The 23,225-nt window shown below is 62.1% G+C and carries 25 protein-coding genes and 1 pseudogene; 9 read left to right on the forward strand and 17 right to left on the reverse strand.

Going from position 1 to position 23,225, the window contains the following annotated elements:
- Window positions 1-47: 47 nt before the first annotated feature.
- Window positions 48-575: a thioredoxin family protein gene (locus V5F78_RS22570; protein ID WP_064331616.1), complete on the reverse strand. Its 528-nt coding sequence runs from the start codon at window positions 573-575 to the stop codon at window positions 48-50.
- 125 nt (window positions 576-700) lie between these two features.
- On the opposite strand from V5F78_RS22570, the gene V5F78_RS22575 reads away from it, so the two are divergent.
- Complete coding sequence (locus V5F78_RS22575; RefSeq protein ID WP_064331617.1) at window positions 701-1,408, forward strand: L,D-transpeptidase; 708 nt, start codon at window positions 701-703, stop codon at window positions 1,406-1,408.
- Window positions 1,409-1,418: 10 nt separating this feature from the next.
- Window positions 1,419-2,171, forward strand: coding sequence for an alpha/beta fold hydrolase (locus tag V5F78_RS22580; RefSeq protein ID WP_394069850.1), 753 nt, complete (start codon window positions 1,419-1,421; stop codon window positions 2,169-2,171).
- On the opposite strand, the gene V5F78_RS22585 is transcribed toward V5F78_RS22580, so the two are convergent.
- The 7 genes from V5F78_RS22585 to V5F78_RS22615 form a co-directional block, all read right to left on the reverse strand.
- Window positions 2,123-2,812 (reverse strand): SAM-dependent methyltransferase, encoded by a 690-nt coding sequence (locus V5F78_RS22585; protein WP_064331619.1) that lies wholly within the window; start codon window positions 2,810-2,812, stop codon window positions 2,123-2,125. The genes V5F78_RS22580 and V5F78_RS22585 overlap by 49 nt on opposite strands.
- 84 nt (window positions 2,813-2,896) lie before the next feature.
- Window positions 2,897-3,556 (reverse strand): L,D-transpeptidase, encoded by a 660-nt coding sequence (locus V5F78_RS22590; RefSeq protein WP_064331620.1) that lies wholly within the window; start codon window positions 3,554-3,556, stop codon window positions 2,897-2,899.
- Between the two features lie 103 nt (window positions 3,557-3,659).
- Entirely contained in the window at window positions 3,660-4,463 is an 804-nt protein-coding gene (locus V5F78_RS22595; protein ID WP_064331621.1) for a TlpA disulfide reductase family protein, read from the reverse strand.
- Window positions 4,460-6,292: a protein-disulfide reductase DsbD gene (dsbD, locus tag V5F78_RS22600; protein WP_394069847.1), complete on the reverse strand. Its 1,833-nt coding sequence runs from the start codon at window positions 6,290-6,292 to the stop codon at window positions 4,460-4,462. The genes V5F78_RS22595 and dsbD overlap by 4 nt, the downstream gene beginning before the upstream one ends.
- Window positions 6,293-6,449: 157 nt before the next feature.
- Window positions 6,450-7,268: a thiol:disulfide interchange protein DsbG gene (gene dsbG, locus V5F78_RS22605; protein ID WP_084438140.1), complete on the reverse strand. Its 819-nt coding sequence runs from the start codon at window positions 7,266-7,268 to the stop codon at window positions 6,450-6,452.
- A 78-nt stretch (window positions 7,269-7,346) separates the two neighbouring features.
- Window positions 7,347-8,525, reverse strand: coding sequence for a L,D-transpeptidase family protein (locus V5F78_RS22610; protein WP_064331624.1), 1,179 nt, complete (start codon window positions 8,523-8,525; stop codon window positions 7,347-7,349).
- Window positions 8,525-9,124 carry a DsbA family protein gene (locus tag V5F78_RS22615; RefSeq protein WP_064331625.1) on the reverse strand — a complete coding sequence of 200 codons (600 nt, stop codon included), beginning with the start codon at window positions 9,122-9,124 and terminating at the stop codon, window positions 8,525-8,527. Before V5F78_RS22615 ends, V5F78_RS22610 begins: the two co-directional genes overlap by 1 nt.
- A gap of 136 nt (window positions 9,125-9,260) precedes the next feature.
- Between V5F78_RS22615 and lnt the strand changes: the two genes are divergently transcribed.
- Complete coding sequence (gene lnt, locus V5F78_RS22620) at window positions 9,261-10,523, forward strand: apolipoprotein N-acyltransferase (protein WP_064331626.1); 1,263 nt, start codon at window positions 9,261-9,263, stop codon at window positions 10,521-10,523.
- Here the strand turns inward: lnt and V5F78_RS22625 are convergent.
- Window positions 10,514-11,580 (reverse strand): annotated as a pseudogene (locus V5F78_RS22625) (IS630 family transposase). The gene lnt and the pseudogene V5F78_RS22625 sit on opposite strands and share 10 nt — an antisense overlap.
- A gap of 139 nt (window positions 11,581-11,719) precedes the next feature.
- Between V5F78_RS22625 and V5F78_RS22630 the strand changes: the two are divergent.
- Window positions 11,720-11,962, forward strand: a complete 243-nt coding sequence (locus V5F78_RS22630; RefSeq protein WP_245337420.1) for a carbon-nitrogen hydrolase family protein — start codon at window positions 11,720-11,722, stop codon at window positions 11,960-11,962.
- Here the strand turns inward: V5F78_RS22630 and V5F78_RS22635 are convergent, their stop codons facing one another.
- Window positions 11,963-13,153 carry an amino acid aminotransferase gene (locus V5F78_RS22635; RefSeq protein ID WP_064331628.1) on the reverse strand — a complete coding sequence of 397 codons (1,191 nt, stop codon included), beginning with the start codon at window positions 13,151-13,153 and terminating at the stop codon, window positions 11,963-11,965.
- Window positions 13,154-13,171: 18 nt separating this feature from the next.
- Window positions 13,172-14,092, reverse strand: a complete 921-nt coding sequence (locus V5F78_RS22640; protein ID WP_394069843.1) for a DMT family transporter — start codon at window positions 14,090-14,092, stop codon at window positions 13,172-13,174.
- Between the two features lie 114 nt (window positions 14,093-14,206).
- Here V5F78_RS22640 and V5F78_RS22645 point away from each other — a divergent pair, with 114 nt between their 5' ends.
- Complete coding sequence (locus tag V5F78_RS22645; protein WP_064331629.1) at window positions 14,207-14,671, forward strand: Lrp/AsnC family transcriptional regulator; 465 nt, start codon at window positions 14,207-14,209, stop codon at window positions 14,669-14,671.
- Between the two features lie 41 nt (window positions 14,672-14,712).
- On the opposite strand, the gene V5F78_RS22650 is transcribed toward V5F78_RS22645, so the two are convergent.
- From V5F78_RS22650 to blh, 5 genes are all read right to left on the reverse strand, one after another.
- Window positions 14,713-15,054 carry a carboxymuconolactone decarboxylase family protein gene (locus tag V5F78_RS22650; RefSeq protein WP_064331630.1) on the reverse strand — a complete coding sequence of 114 codons (342 nt, stop codon included), beginning with the start codon at window positions 15,052-15,054 and terminating at the stop codon, window positions 14,713-14,715.
- A 71-nt stretch (window positions 15,055-15,125) separates the two neighbouring features.
- Complete coding sequence (locus V5F78_RS22655; RefSeq protein ID WP_064331631.1) at window positions 15,126-15,905, reverse strand: sulfite exporter TauE/SafE family protein; 780 nt, start codon at window positions 15,903-15,905, stop codon at window positions 15,126-15,128.
- Window positions 15,906-15,908: 3 nt separating this feature from the next.
- Complete coding sequence (locus V5F78_RS22660) at window positions 15,909-16,328, reverse strand: DUF6691 family protein (RefSeq protein WP_394069841.1); 420 nt, start codon at window positions 16,326-16,328, stop codon at window positions 15,909-15,911.
- 5 nt (window positions 16,329-16,333) lie between these two features.
- Window positions 16,334-16,753, reverse strand: a complete 420-nt coding sequence (locus V5F78_RS22665; RefSeq protein ID WP_145926029.1) for a YeeE/YedE family protein — start codon at window positions 16,751-16,753, stop codon at window positions 16,334-16,336.
- Window positions 16,753-18,054, reverse strand: a complete 1,302-nt coding sequence (gene blh / locus V5F78_RS22670) for a bifunctional sulfur transferase/dioxygenase Blh (RefSeq protein WP_064331634.1) — start codon at window positions 18,052-18,054, stop codon at window positions 16,753-16,755. The genes V5F78_RS22665 and blh overlap by 1 nt, the downstream gene beginning before the upstream one ends.
- An 83-nt stretch (window positions 18,055-18,137) precedes the next feature.
- Here blh and V5F78_RS22675 point away from each other — a divergent pair, with 83 nt between their 5' ends.
- Window positions 18,138-19,382 (forward strand): NAD(P)/FAD-dependent oxidoreductase, encoded by a 1,245-nt coding sequence (locus V5F78_RS22675; RefSeq protein ID WP_064331635.1) that lies wholly within the window; start codon window positions 18,138-18,140, stop codon window positions 19,380-19,382.
- Window positions 19,383-19,395: 13 nt separating this feature from the next.
- On the opposite strand, the gene V5F78_RS22680 is transcribed toward V5F78_RS22675, so the two are convergent.
- Window positions 19,396-20,037 (reverse strand): DsbA family protein, encoded by a 642-nt coding sequence (locus tag V5F78_RS22680; RefSeq protein ID WP_064331636.1) that lies wholly within the window; start codon window positions 20,035-20,037, stop codon window positions 19,396-19,398.
- Window positions 20,038-20,171: 134 nt separating this feature from the next.
- On the opposite strand from V5F78_RS22680, the gene V5F78_RS22685 reads away from it, so the two are divergent.
- Genes V5F78_RS22685 through V5F78_RS22695 form a run of 3 tightly spaced genes read left to right on the forward strand, consistent with a single transcriptional unit; the run spans window position 20,172 to window position 23,222 of the window.
- Entirely contained in the window at window positions 20,172-20,837 is a 666-nt protein-coding gene (locus V5F78_RS22685) for a response regulator (protein ID WP_064332688.1), read from the forward strand.
- Complete coding sequence (locus V5F78_RS22690; RefSeq protein WP_084438144.1) at window positions 20,834-22,282, forward strand: ATP-binding protein; 1,449 nt, start codon at window positions 20,834-20,836, stop codon at window positions 22,280-22,282. Before V5F78_RS22685 ends, V5F78_RS22690 begins: the two co-directional genes overlap by 4 nt.
- The gene (locus V5F78_RS22695) at window positions 22,272-23,222 is read left to right on the forward strand and encodes a LysR family transcriptional regulator (RefSeq protein WP_206362187.1); all 951 of its coding nucleotides are present in this window, start codon (window positions 22,272-22,274) and stop codon (window positions 23,220-23,222) included. The genes V5F78_RS22690 and V5F78_RS22695 overlap by 11 nt, the downstream gene beginning before the upstream one ends.
- Window positions 23,223-23,225 lie beyond the last annotated feature (3 nt).

Consider the following 23,225-nt stretch of genomic DNA (forward strand, 5'->3'; position numbering starts at 1 on the left):
TCATGTCGCCTTGATTTCAATCAATGAGAGTTGGGCCGCTTCAGCGGCTATGCGAACGGGCGCAGGCGTCGAATGAGATCGCGTGCGGTCACGGACCCGACCGATCGGGTGCCGCTGTATTCGCGACCGCTCTCGGTCTGGATCACGAACAGGGTCGGCGGTCCGTCGGCGCGCAGGTGTCTTAGGAGCTCACGGCTCGTCTGATCCATTCGGGTGACGTCGACCTTGATCAGCGCGATCCGCTGCATCGCCCGCTGGACACCGGGATCGGGAAGGATCTTCCGGTCGATCGTCTTGCAGACGGCGCACCACTCCGCTCCGATGTCGACAAGCGCTGCCTGGTAGTGCGGGGACAATCGCGCCAGGGCCTCACGAAATTCACGGAGATTCGTGACTATCAAAGGCGCGGCGTTTGCGTTGGCAGACAGGGTGCCGACCGTCGCCATGGATAGCGCGCCGATGAGGAACTGGCGCCGCGTTGCAGTTCCTTCAACTCGCCATGGGACGCCTTGCCGGCTGGGTGGTATCTCGGCCCGGTTGAGGCCGGTGACGTATTTCCACTTCGTATGAGGCATGCGGGTTTCTCCGTTGTCGACGGCAACGGGAAGCTCCGGCCTTAAGGCAGGCTTAAGGTGGGGTTGTGATTTCGGCCCTCTGAACTGAATGAATTCAGAAGGTTGAGAGACAATTGACGAATACCATGTTTATCGGCCCGATGGGCCGACGCGCGTTCATGCTGGGTGCCAGCGCCTTTACTTTGGCCGGCTGCGTTTCGACCGGCCAAACCGTTCCGACGATGGCGCCTGTCGCTGCGATCGAGCCGGAACCTGTGGTCCCGCTCATGTACGCGGCGCTGCCGAACGAGCAATTTCCGATCCCCGAAGTCGATGTCTCCAAGGTCAACCAGAAATGGTGGCGAACCGAGGTAGACTATCCGACCGGCGAAAAGGTAGGGACGGTCGTCGTCGATACACCAAACCGTTATCTGTATCATGTCAGATCGAACGGTCAGGCGACCCGGTATGGTGTGGGCGTCGGACGTGATGGGTTCGCCTGGGCCGGTCAGGGGCACATCGCGTACAAGCGCGAATGGCCTCGTTGGCGTCCGCCCAACGAAATGGTCGCGCGCCAGCCTGAGCTCGAGCCGTATAGCATCGACAATGGCGGCATGCCTCCCGGCTTGAACAACCCGCTCGGCTCCCGGGCGCTTTATATTCATGAAGGAAACCGCGATACGATCTATCGCATCCATGGGACTCCTGAATTCTCAACCATAGGGAAGTCGGTGTCCTCCGGTTGCATCCGCATGCTCAATCAGGATGTCATTCATCTCGCCGACAACGTCCGCGACGGCAGCGCTATTGTGGTCATCCCTGATCCCTCGATGTCGCATTTGCTGGTTGGATAGCGGGGGTCAGGTGCCGAACGAAGTCGTCAGCTATGAAGTCGAGATGCGTGGGTATGTGCTGCACGCGAGCTACTTCGGGCCTCGGGATCGATCGGCGTTGCTGTTGCACGGCGGCGGCAACACTGCTTCCGCGGACATATTGCCGCTTCGCGTCGATCTCGCCGAGCGGGGAATTGGCACATTGGCATTGGATCATCGGGGCCATGGCCTGACTGGCGGCGACGTGCAGGAGAGCTCGCTTGCGCTGAGGGTCGAAGAAGCGCGAGCAGCGATCGAGGCGATCCAGCCGAGCGATCTGCTCGGTGCGATTTCCATGAGCATGGGAGGCTATGTCGCCGTCAGCTTGTCGCAAACCGTCTCGCTGAAAGCCTTGGTCATGATCGCGCCGGCGATGTACGACGGCCAGGCGTTTGCGGTGCCCTTCGGTCCGGCATTTTCCGGCATCATCCGGCGCCACGAGAGCTGGCGCGACAGCGACGCCTTCGACATCCTGAGAGGCTTTGCAGGGCGGGTGCTGATCGTTGCGGGCCAAGAGGATCGAACGATCCCGCCCGGCGTGATCGAGGCTTGCGCGGACGCAATGCCTCGTGGCCGCTCCGCCCTGATCTCGCTGCCCGGCGTCGATCACTTCGTGATGAGCTGCCTGCGGGAGGTGCCGGCCGCTCGTCTGGCCAGGATCCTGGATCGGATGGCTGTGGCTCTTCTGGGAGACGATCAGCGGTTTGCGACCGCGACATCCGCATCGGGTCGTGCGGAAGCCTGAGCGGCAACACGAGGATCGGCGTGCTCGGCCCCAATCGTCGGTAACGGAAGGGCATCGTGCATTGCCTTTTCGGCAACGAGATCGATCAGCGCCGACATTCCGGAATGCCCCGCACCTTCCTCGATCACGCTGTCATGCGCGCGAAGATGGCGGATTTCCCAATGCCCGAACGATCGGATCAACAGATCCTGTGTATAGAGATGGTCGGCATGCGGCGGGCCTCCGGTGCCATAGCCCTGCATGATCAGGAGCCCGCCCGGCTTCAGGCAGGTGTGAAACCCTTCGAACATCTTGCGGCGCAGTTCGGGCGGCGCGAACTGCACGAAGATCGCGACCACGAGGTCGTAGGTCTCGGGCTCCCACTCCCATTGGGCGAGATCGGCGAGCACGGTCTGCAAGGTGACGCCGCGACGGCGGGCGAGCTCGCGTGCCTTGGCAAGACCGACCGTCGAGGCGTCGATCGACACGACGTCGAGGCCATGCTCGGCGAGCCAGACACCGTTACGCCCCTCTCCGTCGGCGACCGCCAACACCTTCATGCCCGGTTTCAGCCGAAAGGCCTGAGAGGCGAGAAATGCATTTGGCTCGGTCCCGAAGAGATAATCTTCCCGCTCGAACCTGCGATCCCAGTTGTTCTCCATGACAATCGTCCCGGTGATTTGGACGGCTTCCGGCCCGAGGAGCCGGAAGCCTGTTCTTGTTGACCATGCAGCTTTTCGGCACAGCTAGATCACGACAACCTTCGATCCAGTCGGTACGCGGCGATAGAGATCGATGACGTCCTGATTCATCATGCGGATGCAACCGGAAGAAACAGCATGCCCGATCGTTTCCGGCTGGTTTGTGCCGTGAATGCGGAATAGTGTGTCCTTGCCGTTCTTGAAGAGATAGAGCGCGCGGGCGCCGAGCGGATTGTTGGCTCCGCCCTGCATGCCGCCGGACCATTGGGCATATTTTTCCGGCTCGCGCCGGATCATGTCCGGAGTCGGCGTCCACTTCGGCCATTCCTGCTTCCAGGCGATATTGGCCGTGCCCGAGAACTCCATTCCCTCCCGGCCGACGCCAACACCGTAACGCATCGCCTTCCCGCCTTCCTGAACGAGATAGACGAAGCGGTTCTTCGTATCGACCACGATCGTCCCCGGCGGCTCGCTCGTGCGATAGTTCACCTGCTGTCGGAGGTTCTTCGGATCGACGCGGGAAGTGTCGATCGCAGCGACCGGAAACCTCTCATTGGTCTGGGCGGCGTAAGCGGCCGTCGCCGGCCGGCTGCGTTCAAGCTGCTGGGTAACCGCGGTTGTTGGCGTCGTGGTCGTGGTGCAGCCGGCTGCGGCCAGGCTGAGCAGTAAGGCGGAAAACGCGCCGCTCGTCTTTTGTAGATTCATATGGATTCACGCATCGTTGTCCGCGCTCCGGTCAGGCAGGCGGATGGTTCAGGTTCGGGGTTAAGGGAACGGGCTGCCCGCCATCGGATTGGGCAGGCAGGCATCATGTCGAGCCTCCAAGCCTCTCGATGGCGGCGTTGAGCGCCTCGCGCGAGATCTCGCCCATATGCATCGAGGCGAGCGTCCCGTCGGCTCTGAGGAAGAGGGTGATGGGAAGTCCCATGCTTCCGTAGTGACGGGGGATCTGCATCGACTGGTCGAGCAGGACGCGATCGAGCTTGAGGTTTTCTTTTGCGAGATAGGCGCGAATCGTTTCCGAGCCTTCGCCCTGATTGACGAACAGGAAGGCGACGTCGTCGCGGCTTGCAGCGACTTCCGCCAGCAGCGGCATTTCCCTGCGGCATGGCGGGCACCAGCTCGCCCAGAGATTGACGACAGCGGGTTTGCCGATCACGTCGCTCACCGCAAGAGGCGGGCCATCCATCTGCTGGAGCGCCATGGTCGGCGCAGGCTGTCCGAGCGTAGCCTGGGTCAATTGTGTCACGCCGACCCAAAGCACGAGGCTGAGGCCGAGAGCTCCTGCGGCAGCAAGCCCGGCCTTGAGCGAGCGGATGAAGAACGCGCTGACGATCATCACTCCGACAAAGCCGGCGATCGGCTGAAAGCCGCCCTGCCAGAAGGCAAAGACTCGCAATGGCTCGCCGGCAAAGCTCTGCCAGTGCAGCGCGACATGGCCGAGACGGGCCGCGACCAGGCCGCCGATCAGCGCCCATGTCGACCATCGTCCAATGATGGGGTCGACGCGGCGCGCGAGGATCGACGTCGCGATCGTGAAGGTGAAGATGCCGAGAATGGCGGCGAATTGCTCCGAGGCGAAGACGAAAGGCCCGATCGCGATGGCGTTCATCGCATGGTTCCCGTCTTCTCGGCCCCAACCTGCCCAACAGAGGCCTGCAGGGTCGCCTTGGTCACGTCTCCCACAAGCCGCGTTCCGGCCGCCTCCCGCCCTTCGGGATCGACGAAGATCATCGTTGGAGGTCCGACCACCTGAAGGCCCTGCATGATCTCGCGCTGCTCCGGCGTGTTGCCGCTGACATCGAGCTTGATGAGGTTGAAGCGGGCGAGCGTGGACTGGATGGCGGGATCGGACAGCACGCTGCGATCTATGACGGCGCAGGTGACGCACCAGTCCGCGGTGACGTAGAGCAGGCTCGGTTTGCCGTTCCGATCCGCGATCTCCGTTTGAAGCTCGGCGGGCGTGCCTGCGCTGCGGAAGGCCAGCGCTTCCGAGGTGCTGGAGCTGCCGCCTGTTCCGGCAACGAGATTGCCTAGCGGCCGGAAGGGATCGCCGGCGCCGCTAGCCGCCCCCACAGCCAGCACGACACCGTAGAGCGCGGCAACGATGCCGGCAGCCTTCGCCGCCCGGCGCCGTCCTGGAGTATCCGGCCCGATCGAATCGAAGGCCCCGAGCCAGACCGCCATGCCGATCGCGAACAAGGCCCAGAGCGCAAGGCCCGCTTCTGCCGGGATGATGCGCGAGACCATCCAGATGGCAGTCGCCACGAAGACGAACCCGAAAGCCTGACGGACCACCGTCATCCACGCCCCCGCCTTGGGGAGCGCTTTCGGGCCGAGCGTGCCGAAGGCGATCAGGGGAATGCCCTTGCCAAGGCCAAGCGCGAAAAGGGATGCCGCACCGAGCGCGACGTCGCCGGTCTGCGCGATATAGATCAGGGCACCGGCGAGCGGCGCGGTGACGCAAGGTCCGACGATCAGTGCCGAGGTGAACCCGAGCAGCCCGGCCGAGGCGAGCGAACCGCGATTGCCCTGACCGAGCCGGCCAATCGCATTGACCCAGGCCGATGGCAGTTGCAGCTCGAACAGGCCGAACATGGATAAGGCCAGCACGACGAAGAGGGCGGAGACTGCGCCGATGGCGAGCGGAGACTGAAGCGCCATCTGCAAATTCTGCCCGGACCAGGCCGCAGCCACGCCAAGCAGGCCGAACGCGCTCGCCATCGCCAGCACGTAGGCAAGCGACAGGGTAAACCCCCTGAGCGCCGTGACCGACTCACCCTGTCGCGCGATCGCGCCTGCGAGGATCGGGTACATAGGGAAGACGCAAGGCGTGAAGGCGAGCAACACGCCAAACAGCATGAAGCTTGCCAGAACCATTGCGACGCCACCGTCCTTCAGCAGCGAACCGATCATACCGCCATTGTCGGCAGCGATGGCGATGCCGGTGTCGTTCCCCGTCGCGGGCGTCGTGGCCGCCGGCGTCGTCCACTCGCTCGCCTGTGTCGCCGGGGCGCGTTCTTCGGGATCGGTTACGGCAAGCGTCGTCGCATCGACATGGCGCACGATCGGCGGATAGCAGATGCCGTGGTCCTGACATCCCTGATAGTGGACTTCAAGCGGTCCGGACGTCGATGCGTCAAGGGGAATCACGGCGGCGACATGATCGTGGTAGACAGTCGAGGGGCCGAAGGTCGGGTCGTCCTTACTCTGCCCGTTTCCCTGAAGGTCCGGCGCCGTGAGATCCGACCCGCCGCGCGTGAAGCTGATCTTGTCCTGATAAAGGTAGTATCCCGACGCGATCGTCCATCGTATCTGCACGCGACCGTCGTCTTGCCGGCTCGCCGAGAGCTTGAACGCCTGATCGACCGGAAGCGGCATTCCGCCTGAAGACGTCACTTGCGCCGATGCGGGCGTGATCGACAGCGCTGCAAGCGCCATGATCATGGCCGCGAGAATGACAGACCAGACAGTTCTTGAAGGCAATGCACGGCTCCCGCTTGACGTTATCACGGCGGGAGAGGTCCGATCGGCAGCTTAAGGCAGACTTAAGGACATCTGTATTCGTTGAATGTGCGAAACCTGCCGGCTGAAACGCCTAGAGCGGCCCGAAAAGCGCTTCCAGGGCGTCTCCTCGGGGTGCCCCGCTCTGGAGGATCAGTTCGCCATCGGTGCCTTGCGCGACGAGGCCGGGCGTACCGCTGAAGCCCAACCGCCTCATCAGCTCGACATTGCTGTTGAGCTTGGCATTCGTCTCCGGCGATATTTTCGCCAGCGGAGCAATCCCGCCGGAGCCATGGTTCATCTCGTTTTGCGTCAGGGCGGCTTGCGGATCGGCGGCTTCGATGATCGCGGCTGCCTTTGCGGCCGAGTCGGCGCGGATCACGCCGACCATGACATGTCGGATCTGCACCTTGCCGGCCTCGACCCATGGCCGCGCCGAGCGCCATAGCTCGTTGCAGAAAGGGCAATTGGCGTCGGTAAATGCGTAGACGACGCGCTCCGCATTCGGCTTGCCGTCCTGAACCCAGGCCGCGGCTTCCAGCGCTCCCCAGGCCTCGCGTTGCATGGGCTCGCTCGTTGCCTGCTTCAACGCGGCGTCAGCGACAGACTTGCCCTTTGCATCGATCAGGGTGCCGATCAGCGCATAATTGGCGTCGGGCATGATGTAGACGGCGAGCGGCTGCGTGCCCGAGCTCGCGGCATAGGCTTGCAATCCGCCCGGCACCTCCAGGGGGCCATGAATGGTCAGGCCCTGGCTCTTGAGCGATTCGAGGATCGCTTCGGAGCTGCTTGCCGTCCCTGACGAGGTCGTTCCAGTATTTTCGTTGCAGCCGGCGAGCATCGTTGCGAGCGCAATGGCGGGTAGAAGCTTTTTCATTCCTGACGCACCAGTCGATATTTTAGAGATCTTCATGTTTGCTGCCTTTTTGCCTGCAAGCTTAAGGCAGCATTAAGCGCCGCCGCTGCGTTCGCTACGGCGCGACCTTCACCGTCACGAGCCGTCCACCAGAGAGTAGATGTCTTTCCTGAACTGCGCCGGGCCGGCCGGAACGCCCCATGCCGTGATGTAGACGAAATGGACCGGAACCGGACTGGCGATCGCGACGTCCCGGCGCTGACCGTTTGTCAGGAATTCCGCGACGGTCTCGGAAGACCAGCCCGGCGTCTCCTTGAGGAGCCAGGTCACGAATTCCGGAATACGCTGGACCCTGACGCAGCCGGATGAATGAAAGCGGCTGGCGTCACCGAACAGGCCGGGGTCGGGCGTGTCGTGAAGATAGACCGAATGTTGATTGGCGAAGTTGATGCGGACGCGCCCGAGAGCATTGCGGCTCCCCGGCTCCTGCCGGAACATGTAGTTTGTCGCCTCGTCGGTGCTCCAGTCGATGCTCGACGGTGACACCTCTTTCCAATCGCCGGTGTAGATTCGCATTCCCATGCGGGTCAGGTAATCGGGGTCGCGGCGGATGATCGGAATGAGGTCGCGGCGGATGATGCTTTTCGGCACATGCCAATAGGGATTGAAGTTGACCTCGTGGATATTGCTCGAAAGCAGCGGTGTCGCGCGATTGGGCTGACCGACGACGGCCGATTGGCGCAGGACGACCGCGCCGTCCTCGACCATCTCGATCTGCGCCGAGGGAACGTTGACAGTAACCTGGCGGCGATCGTCGACCAAAGCGGCCTGCAATCTGGGAATATTCGCATCGAGGCTTCGCGCCCTGTCTGCCGCCGGAAGGTTGAGTGCTTCGTAGGTAGCGGTGCCCGCAACGCCGTCGACGGTCAGACCATGCCGCGCCTGAAACCTGCGAATGGCAGCGTCGACGAAACTGTCGACGACGCTGCCCGCGCCATATTGCGGCGCGAGGTCACCGGTCACAGCGAGCCGTTGGCGCAGCCAGGAGACTTCGTTGCCCTGCGCGCCAAGGGAAAGCCGTTGCGTGAACGGATAGGCAGGCCATCCCCCTTCAGCCGCCCAGCGGGCATAGGTTTCGGAAGCAATCCGCGTCGCATGCAATGTCGTCGCCGAAAGCAGCGGCGTTTCGACCTCCTGCAGGCCATCCATACGGGCGCTTGCCGTGTCGAAGGCGCCGTCCCAGGCGCGAGCGGGCGCGGCAGCGAAGGTTGCGGATGCCAGCCCGCCTATCAGAAGAGAGCGTCGGTCCAGCATCACGTCCGTTTCCCCCTCGCTTCGAGAACGGCCTGGGCGAGGCCTGTTCGATCGAGCACGCCGCCGTAGATCTTCGAGCCGATGGCGAAGGAGGGCGTGCCGGCCAGGCCAAATGCCTTGGCCATGCGATCGTTGCGCGACAAGGTGTCGGCCACCGCTTCCGGTGAGTGAGCTGGCGCAAGCCCTTTGACACTGGCGTCCTCGAGCACTTCGAGGATGTCGTTCTCGGTGAGCCGTCCTTCCGTATCCATCAGCGCCTCGTGGGCGCGGCCGTAGTCCTGCGGATCGAGGGCCAGAACACGCTCGGCTGCGAACCGCGACGCTTCGCCGAAAATCGGCCAGTCGCGCATCATGAGGCGCAGATTGCCGTCCTCGCTGACGAACTTCTTGAGCTCGGGATAGGTGCTCTTGCAATACGGGCATTGATAGTCGAAAAACTCGACGATCGTGACGTCACCATCCGGATTGCCGAGCACTGGTGTCACCGGATCGGAAAATACTTCCTCACGGGATGGTTGCTGGGCAGCGACGCGCGTGAAGGTCGCGGGGATCGACAAGACCGCGGCGGTCGAAATCAGAAAACGTCGTCGTGACTGCATTCATTCGGTCCTCTGTTAGTTTTCGGACCGAAACGCAGTCGCAAGCTTAAGCTAGCCTTAAGTAGGCGGATCGACGGCTCCCACCCATCGAACATTGATGATGTCGGGAGAGTGTCATCCGTCGAGGACGCATTGCATGATTGGTCGATTGGCCGGCATCGGTACGCGGCGCGCCGGCTTGCCGATGCGCGGCCTTGTCGCCATCATTCTCGGAGTTGCGACGTCAACCGCTTTTGAGCCTTGGGCCGTCTGGTACGCCATGCCGCTCGGAGTATGCTGCCTCATCTGGCTGCTGCATAACAGCGGGACGTGGCGCGACGTGATGCTCTGCGCGACCGCTTTCGGTTTCGGCCAGGCGTTTCCCGCTCTGCGCTGGATCGTAGATGCGTTCGGCTTCCAGGCAGCGCTGCCGCCTGCGATGGGTTGGCTGGCCGTGGCGCTGCTTGCAGGATATCTCGCGCTCTACTGGAGCCTTGCGGCCATGGCCGCTTGGTTCCTTGGGCGATCCGATCCGTTCCGCTTTGCAGTCGCATTTGCTGCGGCCTTCACCATCGCCGAATGGCTGCGTGGCACAGTCCTGACGGGATTTCCCTGGAATCCGATCGGCGTGATCTGGCTGAACGTGCCACCTGTCGCCAGCAACGCGGCGATCGTCGGCACGCTCGGATTGTCGGGTCTGACGATCCTGCTATCCGGGCTTTTGATGCCGCCGGCTCTGCGCGATGGCCGGGCTCGCGGATTGGCGGGCGTCGTGCTGATGATGGCGATAGCCGGCGCGAGCATGTCGTCCACTCAACCACCGCCTGACACGACAACACCTATTGTCGTCGTCCAGCCCAATATCTCGCAGGATCAGAAGTGGCGTCCGGAGGAGGCCGTCGACCATCTTTACCGGCATATGGCGCTTTCGGGGACCAATGCGGAGCCTGGTCGCATGCGTCTGGTGTTCTGGCCGGAAACGGCGATCACGGCGGAACTGGACGGGGATCCGCGAACACGACGGCTGATCGCCAGCGTGCTCGGCGAAAAGGATCTTCTGTTCGTCGGCGCTATCGGCGCGGCCCGCCGTCCAGACGGAGGTGTGAGCGGCGCCACCAACAGCGTGTTCGTCATCGGCTCCCAAGGAGAAATACGCGGCAGGTATGACAAGCGGCATCTCGTGCCTTTCGGAGAGTACGTACCGGTGCCGCACCTGCTTGAGGCGCTCGGCCTGTCGCGCTTTGCGGCCGGCAGTGGGCCATTCATCTCGGGTTCGGGCTCCCGTTCACTGGAAATGGAAGGTCTGACCGCAGGCGTGGACATCTGCTATGAGATCATCTTTGCAGGCGCGGTTGCCGACTCACACCTGCGACCGCAATTCCTCTTCAACCCCTCTAATACCAACGGCCCTCATGCCTGACCGATGTGCGCCCATTCGCGCATCCCGATGGATGTGATGGTCCTGGGCTGATCGACGAGGCGGTTCCATGCGTCGCAGGCGGCGTCGATGATGTCGCCGTAGGTGTCGAAGACGCGGTTTGAGAGCCAGTTGGCGCGGAGATACTGCCAGATGTTCTCGACCGGGTTTAGTTCGGGCGAGCGCGAGGGCAGGAAGATCAGCGAGATGTTTTTCGGCACGGCGAGCCTGGTCGTCGTGTGCCATCCGGCGCGATCGAGCAGCAGGACGGCATGGGCGCCCTTTGCGACCGTCCTGGCGATCTCGTCGAGATGGGCCTGCATGGCGTGCGTATCGGCGAAGGGCATGGCGAGCGCGGCGCCGACGCCCCGTGCCGGGCAGATCGCCCCGAACAGATAGGCGCTCTCGTAGCGCTGATCGGCGGGCTGACGCGGCCTGGTTCCGCGCCTGGCCCATTGCCGGACCAGGCCGTTCTTCTGGCCGATGCGGGCCTCGTCCTGGAACCAGAGTTCGATCGGCTTGCGCTTCGGCAGATGGGCGAGATGGGCCTTCAGCGTCGCCGCGAAGTTTTTTTGAACGCTTCGATCACGCGCGCGTCCTGCGCCGGGTGGTGCGGGCGCGCGCTGATATGGGAGAAGCCGATCTGCTTCAAAATCTTGCCGATCGTGCGCTCGTGATAATCGACGCCGAAGCGCGCGCGGACGACCTTCTGCAGATCGATGCGCCGCCAGCGCACCACCCCATCGACGGCCCGGTCGGGGCCGGTCTCGACGATGGTCGCCAAGGCGGCGAGCTAATCAGTCGAGAGCCTGGGCGGATGCCCCTTCGAGCGGATGTCCTTCAGCCCGTCGGGGCCGCTTTCGTTGAACCGGTGAACCCAGTCGCGCAGCGTCTGGCGATCCATGCCGCCGATCCGCGCGGCCTGCTCCCGATCCATCCCATCGAGAACCGCCGCCAGAGACAGAAGCCGTCGGCTCTGGTTGGCGTGCCGCGACCCCGCCGCGAGCCGTCGCAGGTCGAGGGCCGAGTAGTCCATTCGAAGCTTCACCGCAGCAGCCATGGCGCGAATCCTCCTCGCATCCATGGAATCAGCGAAACAAGCCGCCGGAAAGACCCCGTGAGTCAGCCTCACCGGCCGTTGGTATAACGACGCGTGGTTCGGTGAAGCCGGCCCGCCTCAGCATCTTGCTCAGGCCCGTCTGCGCGCAATCGAAGAAGGGCTCCCCGTGATACGGGCTACGACGAATGGGATCTCCGCAGTCATCCGCGCTGACGGCAGTCTCGCGGCGAGCTCGCCGTGGCGAACGGCCGGGCGGATTGCGACCGTTCTTCCTTCCCAGGCGCCCCCGACCATATTTTCGACATGGGGCAGAATTCTACCGCTGACCGCTGCGATGCTAACGTTTGCGGCCCTCATGCTGGCATGGCGCTTCGGCGATTGATCACGCGGCCAGGCGCGTATCGGACACGTCGATCAAAGCCAGCGCGAGCCGCTCGACCTGCCCGGGATGCAGGCCGGCGATATTGATACGACCGCTCTGGGTCCCATAAATCGCGAATTCATCGCGCAGGCGCGTCATCGCTTCAGACGATACAGGCAGAAGCGAGAACATGCCCTTATGCCGGCGAAGCGACTGAAAGCGTTCAGGCGCTCCAAGCCTTTCAAGGGTGTCGGCGAGCAGGGTGCGGATCGAGAGCACCCGTAGCCGCATCGCCTCGAGCTCTGCGTGCCAGGAGGAAGGATCGTCAAAGAGCATGGTCGCAATAGCTGCGCCATATTCCGGAGGCATCGAGTAATTGCTACGGGTAAGACGTTCGAGCGTCCCGGGAACCGACTTGAGCAGCGAGGCATTGGCGCCGATCACGCTCGCCGACCCTGTCCGCTCGCAATAAAGCCCCATATTCTTGGAGCAGCTTGCCGCAACCAACACGGTCTCGTTTGCATCGACCACACGGCGCAGACCGCTCGCGTCCTCCTCAAGCCCATCGCCAAAACCCTGGTAGGCGATGTCGACCAGCGGAACGAGACCCTTCTTCGCGCATAGATCGCTGATGGCACCCCATGCTTCCACGGGCATGTCGATCCCGCTTGGATTGTGGCAGCAGCCATGGAGGATGACGACATCTCCGGATTTGGCGGACCCCAGGTCATCCAACACGGCCTCGATGTCCAAGCCGCGCTGGGTTTCCTTCCATCTGTAGGATGCGACGTGAAGGCGCGCGGCTTCCATGATCGGGCGGTGGTTCACGTAGCCAGGGTCGGAGGACCAGACGGTCGCCTCGGGGCTGGCTTTCGCAATGAAGTCGGCAAGCACACGCAAGGCTCCGGTCCCGGCCACCGTCTGCATCGTGTATTGGCGTTCGAGGCGGGCAGGATCGTCACCGAGGAGCAGCCGCGCCATTCCCTCGCAGAAAGCCACGTTCCCTCGTAGAGAGCGGTAAGCTTTCGAAATCCCCTGCTCGGCCAATTTTCGTTCCGCGGCCTGAACCGCAGAAAAGACCGGCGTCATGCCAGCTTCGTCGCGGTAGACGCCGACGATAAGGTCGATCTTATCCGGACGCTGGTCCTGTCGAACGGCAGTGGTGAGACCCCAAAGAGGATCGGGCGGCAGTATTGGCAGAGCAGAGAGCATGGCGAAAAAACCTTCAGATCAGGGGCGATTGGCGATGATGACGCCGACGGTGATGGCGGCCACGCCAAGACCGATGGCCGGTGTCAGAGCTTCGCCGAGAAGAGGGACAGCGCCGATCGTAGCGAGTGCCGGGGCAAGCGAGCCGATCACCGCGCTTCGCGCGGGACCCACGCGGGAAATGGCGGCGGCATATGTCAGGCTGGCCACGACGCCGACGCCAAGACCCTGCACGAGAAGGAAAGGCAATGCATCGGCAAAGCTGAAATGGCCAAGATGCGTGGTCACCGCGCCCGCCGAGAGTAGCGCCAGGAGCACCGCGAACGATGGCAGCGTGAGCAGCAGGGTGCAGCCGACGGCGTCCAGCCGGGTACGCCTCAGGCCGATCGTATAGGCCGCCCACAGGAGGCTGCCGATCAGTAACAGCGTGGCTCCTTTCCAGATGTTGCCATGGCTGGACTGCGAGTGCGCGGCCACGAGGGCGATGACACCTAATGCGATAACGAGAAGTCCGCTTCGCTGGCGAGGAGAAATCCTCGTTCTGTTCAAGAGGTAGCCAAGCAACGCGACCGACACCGGAACGGTGCCGGCGATGAGTGCGCCGACATGCGCAGCCGAGGTTTCGGCTCCACCCGCAGCGGCGATCCAAAAGAAAGGCAGGCCAGCACCTGCCAGCACCATCAGCGCGTCGCTCCAACGAATGGAGCGTAGGGCGCGCCATCGCGCGGGGAGCATTGGCAACAGGAGTAATGTGGGAATCCCGAACCGGATCAATGCGACGTCAGCGGTCGCAAGGGGAGAAGCTCCAATGGCCCGGATGGACAGGGCAAAGCCGGCCCAGACCGTCACCGCCACAGCGATGGCGAGATAGCCGACGACCATCTCCGACTTCACGGGCTTCAATGGCGATAGTTCATCTTCTTTCAAGGCTGCGACAGACATTAGCGGGCGTTCCATGTTTCCAGCAGAATGGCATGGCGCCAAAGGCGGTTTCTTGCTATTTCTGCCCGCTGGAAGCTTATTTGTGGCAGCATCTGCCAGTGCTGGAGTAAATTCATGGACGAGAAGGATCGCCAGATTATCGCCGCGCTCCAGGACAACGGACGGCTCACAAACCAGGAGCTGTCGGAGAAGGTGAACCTGTCACCTTCCCCTTGCCTGAGACGTTTGCGCATCCTCGAAGACGAGGGCGTCATTCGTGGGTACACAGCTTTGGTGGACGAAGTGGCCTACGGCCTTCCGATCACGGCGTTCGTCAGGATCAGGATCGAGCGCCACCGTCAGGACGTGGTCAAAGCTTTTGAGCAACGCATCCGCGACATCGACGCGATCGTCGATTGCTATGTCATGACCGGCGATGCCGACTATCTCCTGCGCGTCCTCGTCGAAAGCTTGCAGGATTACGAGAATTTCGTGCGTTCCAGGCTGCACATGATCGAGGGTATCGCTTCCATCGACACCAGCTTTGCCTATGGTGTCGTCAAGCGATCCGCACGATTTCCAAAAGCGTCACAGGGGTAGTTGTTCCGCAGCACGTCCATTCAGCAATCGGCAAAGTATCTCTATTTTGCAAGTTGATCACAGGCCTCAAGGGCCTGGGCGGCGTACATGACGGACGGTCCTGCTCCCATATAGACAGCCATGGCCAAGGTCTCGCTGATCTGTTCACGGCTCGCGCCAGATTTGACTGCACCTTCGGCATGGTAAGCGATGCAAGGCTGGCACCGCGTCGCGACGCCAATGGCGAGCGCAATCAACTCCTTCGTTGTCTGGTCGAGCGCTTGCCCACCATGGGCCGCCCGTGACATGTCGCTGAAAGCCTTCATCACATCGGGCGCATCCTGCCGGAGGGACTTTACGCCGCCATTCATGTTCTCAATGAGTTTCTTCCAGTCTTCGATCATAGCCATCTCCTGTGTTAAATCTGTGCTGCGCAGTTCCAAACCGCTGAGCGCTGCGAAAATACGAAATTAAATCACGTCATGAAGGTGCCAGCGCTGCGGTAAAGCACATAGGCCGCGACAACAAAGATCAGGCCCGCGAAAATCCGGTTCAGGGTGTTCTTGCCGGTCGACAGGCGATTGGCGAGCATCATGCCGGCGATACCGCCTGCAATCCCTCCCGCAATAAACTCAAAGGCAATGGGCCAATCGACGAGGCCGGAAGCGGCATAGTTGAGCGCGGTGGCAAGCCCGAAGCTGCCGACCGCCAGGAGTGAAGAGCCGATTGCATTGATCATCGGCATGCCGGTTGCCAGAATGAGTGCGGGTACGATCAGGAAGCCGCCGCCAATCCCGAAGAAGCCGGATGCCGACCCGGCGGCAAATGCGACGGCGGCCGTGATGAGGCAGGTACGCAGATCCGCAGGACGCTCCAGAGCGGCGCCGGGCTTACGCGGTCGCAGCATCAGGATGCCGACGAGGATCATCAGCAGGCCAAACAAGAAAAGCAGCCGCTGACCGTCGACGAGTTTGCCGAGAGTCGAGCCGGCAAACGCACCGAGCGTTCCGACCCCGGCGAAGACGATCGCGCAGCGCCAGCGGACATTGCCGCTCTTCGCATGGCCGATGAGATTGGCAAAGGCGTTGACGGAAACAGCAAGCGCGCTGGTCCCTATGGCGATATGCGGTTGGGTCACTCCGACCACGTAGAGCAGCAACGGCGTGGCCAGGATCGAGCCGCCGCCGCCGACGAGACCGAGGGAAAAGCCGACGAGGGCGCCCGAAGCGAGCGCCGGGCCGATATTGGCAAGCATGGCTTACCCCTTGCCGGCCAGGAATCGATCATGGGTGACCATTCCGATGAACATGGCGACGGCGAAGATGACTGCGGGGAGCAGGCCAAGCGAGAGTGACGCAATCGCAGGACCCGGGCAGAACCCGGCCAAACCCCACCCGACGCCGAAAATCGCCGAGCCGATGATGAGCGGACTGTCGATGCGGGTCTTGGTCGGCAGATGGAGCTGTGAGTCGAGCAGCGGCTTGTTGATCGCAAAGGCGATCCTGTAACCGATGAAGGCGACGACGACGCCCGCGCCGAGAACGAATATCAGGCTCGGGTCCCAGGCGCCTGTGATGTCGAGGAAGGCCTTCACCTTGGCAGGATTGAGGAGGCCGGAAATGGCGAGGCCGAGCCCGAAGAGCAGGCCGGCGGCAAGACTGGTCAGGATACGCAGCATAGCGGTCATAGCCAGCCTCCGAGCCGCATCGCGAGAACGGTGAGGACCGCCGTCACAAGAAACGTAATCACAGCAGCGAAGGACCGGGGCGACAGCCGGGCCAGGCCCGAAATGCCATGTCCGGAGGTGCAGCCGGAGCCCATGCGCGTACCGAAGCCGACGAGCAGACCAGCGACGATCAAAAGCGGCCAGGACGCAGTCACCACGACCTGCGGCGCATTGCCGAACATGGTGAGGTAGGTCAGCGGGCCGAGAAGAAGGCCGGCGACGAAGGCAATGTCATGGCCGAAGCGCTCGCCGCGATGGCCGAGCAGCCCGCCGACGATGCCGCTGATTCCGGCGATGCGGCCATTGAGCAGCATGAGGAGGCTGGCCGAAAGGCCGATCAGTGCGCCGCCGGCCACGGGAGCGAGATAGGCGTCCATCACCATACTGCCCTCTCAAGCGCGTTGAGCGGAATTTTCAGGTAACGCTTGCCGTTATCTTCGGGTTCGGGAAGCTGGCCGCCGTTGATGTTCACCTGCAACGCATGCAGGATGAGCTTCGGCATCGGCAGGGTCGCGTCGCGCTCCTTGCGCAGTTTGACGAAGCTCTCCTCGGTCTGACCGGCAATGTGCGGATTGAACTTCTTCTGCTCGCCGACCGTGCTCTCCCACCGCGGCTGGCGGCCGTCAGGCTGGTAGTCGTGACCGGTGAAGACTCGGGTCTCGTCCGAAAGGGCGAGAATGTCCTGAATGGACTTCCAGAGCGCTTTTGCGCTGCCGCCAGGGAAATCCGCGCGTGCAGTTCCAGAGTCCGGCATGAACAGGGTGTCGTGGACGAAAGCTGCGTCGCCGATGACATAGGTGATCGAGGCGAGCGTGTGTCCCGGCGAGAACATCACTCTCGCGTCGAGCGCGCCGACCTTGAAGGTATCGTCCGCGAAGAATAACCGGTCCCACTGATGACCATCGGCGGGAAAATCCGGCCAGTTGTAGATTCCCTTCCACAGTTTCTGCACATCGACGACATGCGCGCCGATCGCTGTTGGAGCTCGGGTCTTCTCCTTGAGGTAGCAGGCGGCGGAGAAGTGGTCGGCATGGGGGTGGGTGTCGAGGATCCATTCGACGTTAAGGCCCCGCTCCTTGATGTAGGCGAGGATTCTGTCGGCCTGCGCGGTACTGGTCGATCCGGACTTCTCGTCATAATCGAGTACCGGGTCGATGATCGCGCATTTCTTCGTCGCGGGGTCGGTGACGACATATTGAATGCTGCCGGTCCGCTCTTCGTAAAACCCTTTGACCTCCGGCTTGCCGACGTGCCGATGGGCGGCCAGCCAGTCACGGGCATTGTCGGGCGCAATGCCTAGCTTACCGGCGACGGCTATCAGCTTGTCGTCGCTGAACCCTTCGACGTCGGCATCTCCGGCCAACACCCACATATAGAAGGAGCGCGCACCGGATCGGCAGTGGGCGAGCACCGGACCGTCGGAGGCGACGATCGTCTCCGCGAAGCGCCGCACGTCTTCCGGCCGCATATTGCTGCTGGTTACCGGGATGAAGACATAGTCGAGACCTGCCGCTCTGGCCGCCTCTTCTTCTGCCGCCGATCCAGGCTGCGAACTTTCCTCGCCATCCGGTCGATTGTTGATGATCGTCTTGAACCCACTACGGGCAAGTTCGGCAAAGTCCTCGGGCTGAAGCTGCCCCGCGACGGAAAATTTCTGCGTGACCGGTATCGGTTTCATGGGACGGCTCCTTGACGCTTGTCAATATGAATTACATACTTACATAAAACCAGATATGTAATTCTGCAAGTGGGAGGAATGCCATGGAAGCCGCTCAAGCACTGAATCTGAAACACAGGATCGTTATTGTCGGCGGCGGGGCAGCCGGCATCACAGTGGCGGCCGAGCTCAAGCGCCATGATGCGAAGCTGGACGTTGCGATCGTCGAGCCTTCCGACTCGCATTCCTATCAGCCTGGCTGGACAATGGTCGGCGTGGGCGTCTTTACGCGCCGGCAAACCGAACGCGAGGAGCGAACGCTGATCCCAAAGGGCGTGACGTGGATCAAGGCGGCGGTCAGCGCCTTCGACCCCGACAACAACCTTGTCAGGCTGAGTGATGGTCGATCGCTCGGATACGACTATCTCGTCGCCTGCCCCGGTCTGAAAATCGACTGGGACGCGATCCAGGGGCTGAAGGAAACGCTGGGCAAGAATGGCGTGTGCAGCAACTACCGCGCAGACACGGCCGAATACACATGGCGCCTCATCCAGGAGTTTCAGGGCGGGACGGCGCTGTTCTCCCAGCCGGCGATGCCGATCAAATGCGCCGGTGCGCCCCAGAAGATCATGTACATGATGGCCGATCATCTGCGCCGGCGCGGCAGGCTCGACAGTTCGACGCTGAAATTCTGCCTCGCCGGAGACGCGCTGTTCGGCGTTCCCTTCTTCGTTCCTCCCCTGCAAAAAGCCGTCGACGATTACGGGATCGACGTCTGCTACCGGCACAACCTGATCGCCATCAACGGTCCGGCGAAAGCGGCGCTGTTTTCCGTCACCGACAAGGAGGGTGTGTCGCGCGACGTCGAGATGCGCTTCGACATGATCCATGTCGTCCCGCCGCAGACGGGACTCGATGTCGTGCGGGAAAGCCCGCTGGCCAATGCGGCGGGCTGGATCGAGGTCGATCCGGCAACGCTGCGCCACGCCCGCTATCCGAACGTGTTCTCGCTCGGCGATGCGGCGTCGACCTCGAATGCCAAGACGGCGGCAGCCGTCCGGCTCCAGTCCCCCGTCGTGGTTGCCAATCTGTTGGCCGCCATGCAGGACAAGGCCTTGCCCAAGACATATGACGGTTACGGGTCCTGCCCGCTAACGGTGGCGCTCGGCAAGATCGTGCTTGCCGAGTTTGCCTATGGCGGCAAGGTGACGCCGAGTTTTCCGCTCGATCCCCGCGTGCCCCGCAAGAGCATGTGGTACTTGAAAACGAAGCTCCTGCCCTGGCTGTACTGGTCTCATATGCTGAAGGGCGGCACGATCGACATCAGGCATCGTGAGCGAGGCTGGTGAGACCGTGGCCCTCTCACTTGCCTTCCGCCTGCTTCTTACGTGCGTCCGACACGACCTGCTTGAACCCCTGATAGTCCAGCGTCGACGTCTGGAACGGTCCGACGAGGTAGGCTGGCGTGCCCGAGAAGCCGATGGCGTCGGCCTGAGCCATATTTCGCTGGATGATGGTTTGAATCTCCGTCGACCTATTTTTCATGTCGGCATCCAGGCGAGCCATATCGAGTCCGGCTGCCTGAAGTCCCTGCCGCATCTTGTCTTTGGGAACGCCCACGCCGGGGATCCCCATCAGGGCGTGATGCGCGACATCGTATTTGCCCTGATATTTGGCAGCGAGCGCCATCATGGCCCCATCGATCGAAGTTGGACGGATGACAGGCCAGTCTTTGTAGACGAGCCTGATCTTGCCATCCTCCTTGACGATGCGGTCGAGGTCGGGGGCGGACTTTTTGCAGAATGGGCAATTGTAGTCGAGGAAGGCGACGATCGTCACGTCGCCTTTGGGATTGCCAGCCGTCGGTGCGGCAGGGTCGTTGAGAATCATCTCCTTGGAGACGTCATCGGCCGCCTGCGCAAACGACGCGCGACCTATGAGAGGAATGGTCAATACGGCGCCGCCGATGGCAAGCACGGCGTCGCGGCGCGTGATAGCTGGCATGTAGGATCTCCTTTTGGCCTCGGATCTGACAGGACGAAGCCTGTGCGGCCTGCGATCCACGCCCGCCACCTTAAGGCTGGCTTAAGGTGGGCACCGGATTTCCATTGTTCTGTAGCATCCGGGGTATTGTGCGCATGAGAGTATTGTTGGTCGAAGACGACGCGGTGTTGATGAACGGCTTGCAGGTTGGGCTGGGTCTGGCCGGCTTCACCGTGGACGCCGTCGCCACTTGCGCCGATGCTTCGGCCGCCTTGCGCAGTTCCGCTTTCGACGCGATCGTTCTCGACCTGATGCTACCAGATGGATCGGGGCTGGACGTTCTCGGCGAGATCCGTGGGCGTCAGGTCGCAACGCCGGTGCTGCTGCTGACTGCGCGTGACAGCGTGCCCGACCGCATCGCCGGGCTGGATGCCGGCGCGGACGACTATCTCGGCAAGCCGTTTGATCTGAACGAAGTCGCTGCGAGGCTGCGCGCCCTGACGAGGCGGGGTAACGGGGGCGGGTCTGCCTGTAGGGTCTGGCGGGACCTTCGCCTGGAGCCTTCTACCATGGCAGTCTCGAAATGTGGGGAGGCAGTCCGCCTTTCGCGCCGCGAGTTCTCCATCCTGCACGCCTTGATGGATCGGCCCGGCCAGATCCTGTCAAAATCGCAGCTCGAAGAAAGGCTCTACGGCTGGCAGGAGGATGTGGAGAGTAACACGATCGAGGTTCACATCCACAATCTCAGGCAGAAGCTCGGCCCCGGTATCATCGAGACAGTGCGAGGGGTGGGTTACAAGCTCGCGGAGGATAGTGCATGAGGTCGATCCGCAGCCGGCTGTTCATGATTCTGATGATCACCACTGGCGTCATCTGGATGTCGGCGATCGTCTGGATTTATCTTAGCACGCGTCACGAGGTCGAGAGGGTTCTCGACGCGCGCCTGATCGAAGCGGCGCGCATGGTCAGCTCGCTGATCACCAGCCAGGAGATCGACCCAAAGCGAGCCGCGCAGATACCGACTGTCGAGCCGGCGCTCCACGCTTCCTACGACCGTCAGCTCTCGTGCCAGATTTGGGCGCTTGACGGAACATTGGTCGGGCGCTCCGACGCGGCGCCCGCAACACCTTTGACAGATGGCAGGGATGGATTTTCCGAGACCCTTATCGGAGGCGAAACTTGGCGCGTCTATGCGGTGGTCAACACCGATCTCGGCATGCGAGTCCTCGTCGGAGACAATATGCGCGTTCGAGATCGGCTGGTGGCCGATGTGATCCGGGGTCTGGCACTGCCTGCATTGCTGATCTTGCCGATCCTAGCCGGGCTGATTTGGCTGAGCGTCAGGAAAGGTCTCGGTCCCCTCAACAACATGGCTCACGCGCTGGAGACGCGGTCCGCCTCCGATCTAAGCGCCCTACCGGATGTCGACACGCCTTCCGAGATCAAGCCGGTCATCCGCTCGCTCAACGGTCTCTTCGGGCGGGTGCATGCGGCCCGAGAACGGGAGCGCGATTTTACAGCCTTCGCAGCGCATGAGCTGCGTACGCCGATCGCCGGATTGAAGACCCAGGCGCAGGTGGCGCTCGGGAGCGAGGATCCGGGCATTCGTTCGAACGCCCTGCGTCAGATAGTGGTCGGCGTGGACCGGACGTCTCGGCTGATGCGACAGCTTACCGACCTGACGAATGCCGAAAGGGGCGAGACCGACAGCGACAATCAACGTGTCAATTTGGGCAAATTGGCCAGCCGACTGGCAGATGATATCCGCCAGCACTACCCGGGCGCCGCGCTCATCGAGATCGACGAAAAACTACATGACATAGATCTTGATATCGATCCGTCAGTGTTCATGCTTGCGGCGCGGAATCTCATGGAAAATGCCGTTCTGCATTCCCGCGTTGAAAGCCCTGTCCATTGTGGAGTGCGGCTTGAAGGCGACGGCGTCGCACTGACGATCGATGACAGCGGACCGGGAATACCTGAAGACGAACTGCCCAAGGTTTGCGAGAGGTTCTATCGCGGTCGCAACAAGACCGCGATGGGAAGTGGCCTTGGGCTCGCGATCGCCGACCTCGCGGCGAAGCGGCTCGGCGGGAGCCTGTCCCTGAAAAACCGTCCAGAGGGAGGCTTCCGCGCGGAGCTGCATCTCAACGCCGCTCCGATTTCGACAACGCCCCACGGCGAGTTCCGCCACAACGACGGCGAGCTATCGACCCTCCCGGTTATGGCGGATGCGCAGGGGGATAGGCTCGCTCATGAGAGATAGGCTCGCGAAGCGCCACGAGGCAATCGATGTACGCCATCTCTGCTACTTCGTGGCAGCAGCCGAGCAGGGCAGCTTTAGAAAAGCCGGTGCGGCTTCAGGGGTACAGGAATCGGCGATCAGCCGATCTATACGAGACCTCGAAGATCAGGTTGGCGCCTCACTGTTCCATCGGCGTAGCAGCGGCGTCACCCTCACTTACGCTGGGCAGCGCTTTCTTCCTCAGGCGCGTCGCATTCTTCGGGATATCGGTCACAGCGTCGAGGACGTAGCGAGGATCGGGCGTGTAGAGAACGGACTGCTTAAGATCGGAATATTCTCGTCCCTAGCGTCAGGCTTTCTGGCGGATCTGCTGCTCGCTTACGACAGCGCCCATGCGAAGGTCCATATAGAGTTCATCGAAGGAAATCCTGACGAACATATCGCAGCGGTGCGTCAAATCCAGATCGACGTCGCGTTCCTGACCGGCACACGGGTCTGGCCGGGGTGTGAAACAGACCAGCTTTGGTTCGAACGGGTGTTTGTCGTGCTTCCCGAAGGGCATGCGCTTTCTGAGAAGACGGTGGTGGGCTGGAGTGACCTCACCATGGAGCAATTTATCGTCAGTGATGTCGCACCCGGCCCTGAGATTCACGACTACCTCGTAAAGCGACTTGCTGATCTGGGTCATCATCCGTACATACAGCCTCAGTCAGTCGGGAGAGATAATCTTCTCTCGCTCGTGGCTGTTGGACGTGGACTGACGGTCGTCAGTGAAGCGATGGCGGCAGCACGGCTTCCGGGGATCACCTACCGACCCATTGTCGATGAAATTCTTCCTTTCAGCGCGATTTGGTCTGCTAGGAATGATAACCCGGCATTTCGCAGCTTGCTGAGCATGGCAAGGAAGATGTCGAAATCAGCGATAGCCTACACGATGCTGGTGCTCGCTCTGCCGATTTGAACT

The organism is Roseixanthobacter glucoisosaccharinicivorans, from assembly GCF_043195095.2.
Lineage (GTDB): Bacteria > Pseudomonadota > Alphaproteobacteria > Rhizobiales > Xanthobacteraceae > NCEH01.